Source organism: Coxiella-like endosymbiont (assembly GCF_002871095.1).
Taxonomy (GTDB): domain Bacteria; phylum Pseudomonadota; class Gammaproteobacteria; order Coxiellales; family Coxiellaceae; genus Coxiella.
This window is the reverse complement of sequence record NZ_NSHJ01000135.1, coordinates 1-6,164: the sequence shown is the minus strand read 5'-3', so window position 1 is coordinate 6,164 and position 6,164 is coordinate 1. Positions and strand designations below refer to the sequence as shown.

Genomic DNA, 6,164 nt, shown 5'->3' with positions numbered 1-6,164 from the left:
GAATTTAGTTTAAAATCATTGTTTAGGGATTTGTAAATTATCAAGTAATGTGAATTATAAACACTTTTATCGTTTGGTAAATAACTGAGTAATGTATTTTATTATTTATAATCCTGACATTTTTGGATAAAAATTGGCAATAAAATTATAATTAATAAAGCTACTTAGACTAAAGAGTCATCGAATTATAAAAAGAATTGAAGAAAATTTTGCTTTTTTGAAGGGCTTAATAATTTGTTGATAAATTTGAAGACCTATTTGTCTTTTGTACAGTCCATTTATGAGGCGCGACTTAAATCAAGATAAGAAGGATCATTTAATAATTCTTTGTTGTTAATACCTGGATTAAGTAGAATGATTGGTAAAGTTCGTAATAGGCTGAGGTCACTAATAGCAATATATATACCATTCAGATTAATTATATAAATTTCCAACGCACACACCTCTCCCCCTCCCTACCTGTTGATCTACCTCAATCCCAAATACCTTTTTAGAATCGTTAAAAATAAGAGGGTTCATGAGAAGACATGAGATTCATGATCTGAAATTTTGCTATATATCTTTAGATGTTCTAAGAAAATCTAAAGATCACATGGGTATATAAATTTTTCATTAAAGTCTGGACGGTATTTCCTAGAATAGAAAGATACATAATAGGTAGTATTTTTGTCAGTAATTTTAAATCAAACGATAGCACAAAACTTGATGAGTATTTAATAACTGATTTCAGTAATAATTATGACGAATGTAAATTTTATAAAGATGTATATTTTAAGTAAGCTCGGATCCACTAATCATCAAATTAAAATTATCTATCCTATGGTGTAATTTTTTTATTAAATTAAGAAGTTAAGTTAAAAATTTGCCGTTCTTCTTTACTAAAATATAGTGCCTTTATTTAATTGGGGTATAAGTTAATAACGCTTTACTTGCAATATTAGTTTCGATATAAAGCTAGCTATTTTCGTTAGATTTAAAGAGAAAATCTAGTATATTGGGTAATAGATATGGTTATTTAGACAATCCATAAATATGATTATTAGACAATCTTTTAATAAATTAATTTTAATTCCATTTAAAATTTCTAACTTTTTTTGCAAGTGATGCAGCGAAGCCAGTATAATTTTCAGGAGTAAGTGATTTTAAATATTCTTTTGCTTCTTGGGGAAGAGATAAGCTTTCAACAAAGTATTTCAATTCATTTTTATTAATCGATTTATCCCGAGTAAGTTCTTTCAGTTGCTCATAAGCGTCTAATACGCCGTATCGACGCATAACCGTTTGTATTGCTTCGGCTAATACTTCCCAATGAGAATTGACCTCTTCCTTGATTCGATGTTTATTGGCGCTTATTTTGTTTAGGCCGTTAAATAACGATTCATAGGCGATAAGTGAGTAGCCAAATACAGATCCTAAATTTCGTAAAACCGTGGAATCTGTTAAATCCCTTTGCCAGCGTGATATCGGGAGTTTATTTGCCATATGATCGGCTAACGCGTTAGCAAGCCCTAAATTACCTTCGGCATTTTCAAACTCAATAGGATTGACTTTATGAGGCATTGTTGAAGAACCAACTTCATTTTTTACAGCTTTCTGATAAAAATACCCAAGACTGATATAGCCCCATATATCTCGGCAACAATCAATTAAAATATTATTAAGACGAATTAATGATTGTAAGAGCTCACTCAACCGATCATGAGGCTCAATTTGGGTGGTATACTCATTGGCTTCTAACCCGAAGGATTCGACAAAGCGTTTTGAAAAACTGGGCCAGTCAAAATTAGGATATGCCACTTGATGAGCGTTAAAATTACCAACGGTACCATTTATCTTAGCTAATAATTTCAGGTTGATAAAATTCTGATATTGGGAGTGAAGACGGGCTACTATATTTGCTAATTCTTTACCTAAAGTTGTTGGTGTAGCAGGTTGGCCATGTGTGCGACTTAGTAGGGGGAGGTTTGCGTAGTCTGATATCATAGCCTGCAAACGTAGTCCAATTTTTTTAAGGATTGGACGTAAAACTTTCTCACGAGCTTCATTAATCATGAGAGAATAAGAAAGATTATTAATATCTTCGGAAGTGCAAGCAAAATGAATGAAGTTGATCAAATCTATAAATCGTTTTTCTTTTTTTAATTTTTTTTGTAAATAATATTCAACTGCTTTAACGTCGTGATTGGTAGTTTTTTCGATTTCTTTAATCGTTTTCGCAGCTTGTAGGTCAAAATTTTTTGAAATCGCTTCTAATTTTTCATAATCTGGTGTAGTTAATTTTGGAATTTCAGTAAGGAAGCCTTCACGAGATAAAAATAGTAGCCATTGTAATTCAATTAAAATACGGTATCGAATTAGACCATGCTCGCTGAGAATTGGTCGTAAATTATTTAATTTTTTATAATATCGACCATCCAAAGGTGATAAAGTTGTAAGAGGCGTTAATTTCATAATTATAAAATTATATAAAAGAGATGCTTTAAAATCATCATTGAGATTATCGCCATCGATAAGTAGTGATTTTCAATCACCCAAGCAAAGCAAAGAATTCTTTGTATAAAAAGGCTTGCTTGTAAACTTTAGGAAATACTAAATAGCCATGGATCATTGAGATTGTAGTTAGAGTTTGTTTTAGGGTACTATTTATCAGTAATGGGGACATAGTAATAAGTAATACAAAAGGAATAGGGATGATAAAATTTATTGATTTAAATCAACAATATCGTCTGATAAAAAGTACTGTTGATAAGAATATTCAGACCGTTTTAGATCATGGACAATATATAATGGGTCCAGAAGTCGAAGAATTAGAGCAGCGCCTTGCTAAATGGGTAGGTGTTCGTCATTGTATTACTCTCTCTAATGGAACAATGGCGTTATTGGTTGCTTTATTGGCATTGGGGATTGGTCTAGGTGATGAAGTTATTACTTCATCATTTAGCTTTTTTGCGAGCATAGAAACTATTGTTTTTTTAGGGGCTAAGCTTGTGTTTGTTGATATTGATCCTCGTACGTATAACATAGAGCCTTCGCAAATTGAGCTTGCGATTACTGAGCGAACTAAAGCAATTATGCCTGTTAGTTTGTATGGTCAGTGCGCTAATATGACAGCAATTAATGCTATTGCTCATCGTTATAACCTTCCCATTATCGAAGATGGTGCCCAAAGTTTAGGAGCTACCCATTGGGGGCGTCAATCTTGTAGCCTTACGACTATAGGCTGCACGAGTTTCTTTCCTTCTAAACCCTTAGGATGCTATGGTGATGGTGGTGCTTGTTTTACAAATGATGATGTTTTAGCTGAAAAGATACGCTTAATTCGTAATCACGGTCAACAAACACGTTATCGTCATATTCAAATTGGTTTAAATGTACGCTTTGATACCTTACAGGCAGCTATTTTATTGGCAAAATTAGATATCTTTCCTGAAGAGTTGAAACGCCGCCAACAAGTAGCGAAATGGTATTCCCAAAAATTAGGTAGTCATCTTGTGATACCTCATATTGAAGCTGGGAATGTTAGTGTTTTTGCACAATACACTGTTCGAGTAAAACGACGACAAGAAGTTCGATCTATCTTAAATAATGTCGGTATTCCTACAGCCATTCATTATCCACAACCATTATATAAGCAACCGGCAATTCGAAATTATCTGCAAGATAATTATCATTATCCTGAAACTGAAATTGCGAGCCAGCAAGTTTTAAGTTTGCCATTCCATCCTTATTTAACTGAAGAAATGGTTAACTTAATTTGTGAAGAACTTTTGAACATGTCGACTATTAGTTAAATATTTTAGCTTATTTATAGAGTATCTTGATATTTTTGTGGTTAGATAAATTTTTTAGCAAAATTGAACTGTAATTAATTTTTTCGTAGTGAAGAGTTTCCAGGATCACTTAATTCAACTAATCAATGTACAGGAAATTAATTTTTATTTACAGGAGCAAATAAATAAATTTACTAAAAATTGTAGTTGTAAGAACACGTTAGTACAGAAAAATTGACTGAAAGATTTTTCGAAATTAGGAGTATTAGACCTTATTTGTGAATCTGATCGAACCATAGAAAGACAACTTACCCTCTAATATGGAACCAGGTTTTTTTCTTGGAAAGAGTTTTAGATAGTTCAGAATATTATGCTGTTGCAATTAAAATCTGCCTATCTATCATGCAAAATTAACAAGAGAAGCTTTAGAGGCTGGGAAGGATGTATGTATTAAAAAACCTTTAGTGTTACAAATAGAAGATGCAGAAACATTATCAAATTATCTTAAAAAATAATTGTATTTTAATGTTTACTCATTTACTACAACATCATCCTGCTTTTATTAGATTACAATCTCTGGTTCATGAGAGAAGATTGAGAAGAGATTACAATATCTTGACTCTAATCGTTTAAATTTAGGCAAAATCTGACGAGAAAAGAATATTTTGTGGAGAAGCTTATAGTATCCCATGATATTTCCATGATTTTAAGCTTAGTAAATAAAGAGCTTATTCTGGTAAAAATAATATAGGAAGATATTTTTCTTTATAAATCTATTGCTGATATTACTAACAACACAGCTAGGATTTTCCAGTGGTATCCAAGCATAAGTTTTTGTTTTATGGCTAAATAAAGAACAAAAAATTAATTGTTATTGATTTTAAGGGAATGGTTGTTTTTGATCATACTGAACTGTCACAGAAAAAATTAATTCATTATTCCCATAAAATTAACTGGTAAAATGGCATGCTGTTTCTGGATAAATCTGAAGCTAATTATATTTCTTTATGAGAGAAGGTATAAGCTATTGACAGAAGTATATTATCACTTTAATAGAATGCGTAGCTACACCTAGCCAGGCAATGATGAATGCTCAAAAAGGTTTTTGTCTATTAAAGGTTTTAAATGAGGCTATAACTATAAACTTGCTTAAATTGTATTATTCTATCTTTTCTCAACTCCCTAGTCTAGAACCAGAAAATTATAACAATACATTTGATTTACCAATCTGTATTTATGGATAAGGGACTAAAATTAACCTGTAATACTAAAATATCGTACTGTTTTTATATCTTAGGAGAGTATTACATAGGAGAAGAAAATTATATTTTTGGATATAATGTTATGATTGAATATAGGTTATCATTGGTAATTATCGCAACATATAAAATATAATGTTAGCCTCTATATTTAGCCTCTATATAGCTTCTATATATTTCTATATATCTATATAGCCCCTATATATAGCCTCTATATATTAAAATAGCTTAATATATATTTAAAGCTTAATATATATTCAAAGATATAAAGAAATTAAGCATTATATATTAGCAGATGGAGTTTTTTGTGTTCCTTTTTCGTGTTTAAAAATGTCAATAATCTATGTGTTGAAATTAAAAGAAAAAATGAATTTAAAGAAATTCGAGTAGAGAGAGTAATTAATAAGAGGTGCCCAATAACCACTATTGTTTAGTGGGTCTAATTATAAGCCCTTATTTGTTAATTGAAGCAGTAGTAGTGGTTAACTAAAGATGCTAAATCACATGAATTAGTGGTGGGCAATCTCTCGCTAAACAAATTGGATGGGAGTCATGCTGGTGAACGGTAACGTTATGATTTAACGTGTTCGTAAAAAGGTAGATGTGACCATTTAACAGAAAACAATTGTTTAAAAAAGAATCCAATAAAACACTTGAGATTCATGCTGGAAGCATTTAAATATGTAAAATACATGGAATTTAAAATTTAAATTGTTTTCTTAGTATAAATATAAAATTCTATTTTAAGTTAATGATTCACTAATTGTCGCATCAAGGTCCCGATAAATATTAGGATTTGCTGTAATAGCAAATATAGTATTAGTTTAGTCTATAAAAGCTTAACTATTATGGACCCTCCTTAGTGCCTTTTGGGTAAATCAGCCCATGATTGGAATAAATGGTGGAATCTTATTGTTTTTAATGACGAATTTTATCAATTATATTAAATTAATAGAAAAATTTTCTCATTAAACCTGCTCATCATTAGATATTTTTTAACCGATTCAGATACGAAAGTAATTTTATCTGCTTATAAATTTTATGACGAAGAATGTTTATAGCATCTCTGTATGGAATGTTTGGTTTTACAATATAGGAGATCTCAAAAGCACTAAGAGCTTATTTGTGCTCGAGA

The 6,164-nt window shown here is 30.8% G+C and carries 4 protein-coding genes; 2 read left to right on the top strand and 2 right to left on the bottom strand.

The window, feature by feature from the left end; all coding sequences use genetic code 11:
* Positions 1–278: 278 nt before the first annotated feature.
* Entirely contained in the window at positions 279–443 is a 165-nt protein-coding gene (locus tag CLERM_RS03960; RefSeq protein ID WP_157939802.1) for a hypothetical protein, read from the bottom strand.
* 622 nt (positions 444–1,065) lie between these two features.
* Complete coding sequence (gene purB, locus CLERM_RS03105; protein WP_102157132.1) at positions 1,066–2,451, bottom strand: adenylosuccinate lyase; 1,386 nt, start codon at positions 2,449–2,451, stop codon at positions 1,066–1,068.
* A gap of 239 nt (positions 2,452–2,690) precedes the next feature.
* Here purB and CLERM_RS03100 point away from each other — a divergent pair, with 239 nt between their 5' ends.
* On the top strand, positions 2,691–3,791 hold the full coding sequence (locus CLERM_RS03100) for a DegT/DnrJ/EryC1/StrS family aminotransferase (RefSeq protein ID WP_195909781.1): 1,101 nt from the start codon (positions 2,691–2,693) through the stop codon (positions 3,789–3,791).
* 368 nt (positions 3,792–4,159) lie between these two features.
* A complete protein-coding gene (locus CLERM_RS04230) occupies positions 4,160–4,285 on the top strand; it encodes a Gfo/Idh/MocA family oxidoreductase (RefSeq protein WP_123056610.1) in 126 nt (41 codons plus the stop codon).
* The last annotated feature ends 1,879 nt before the right edge of the window (positions 4,286–6,164 follow it).

Bases quoted from the DNA above. Each gene is read 5' to 3' on its own strand.
- purB (WP_102157132.1), bottom strand. From the start codon at position 2,451: ATGAAATTAACGCCTCTTACAACTTTATCACCTTTGGATGGTCGATAT.
- CLERM_RS03100 (WP_195909781.1), top strand. From the start codon at position 2,691: ATGATAAAATTTATTGATTTAAATCAACAATATCGTCTGATAAAAAGT.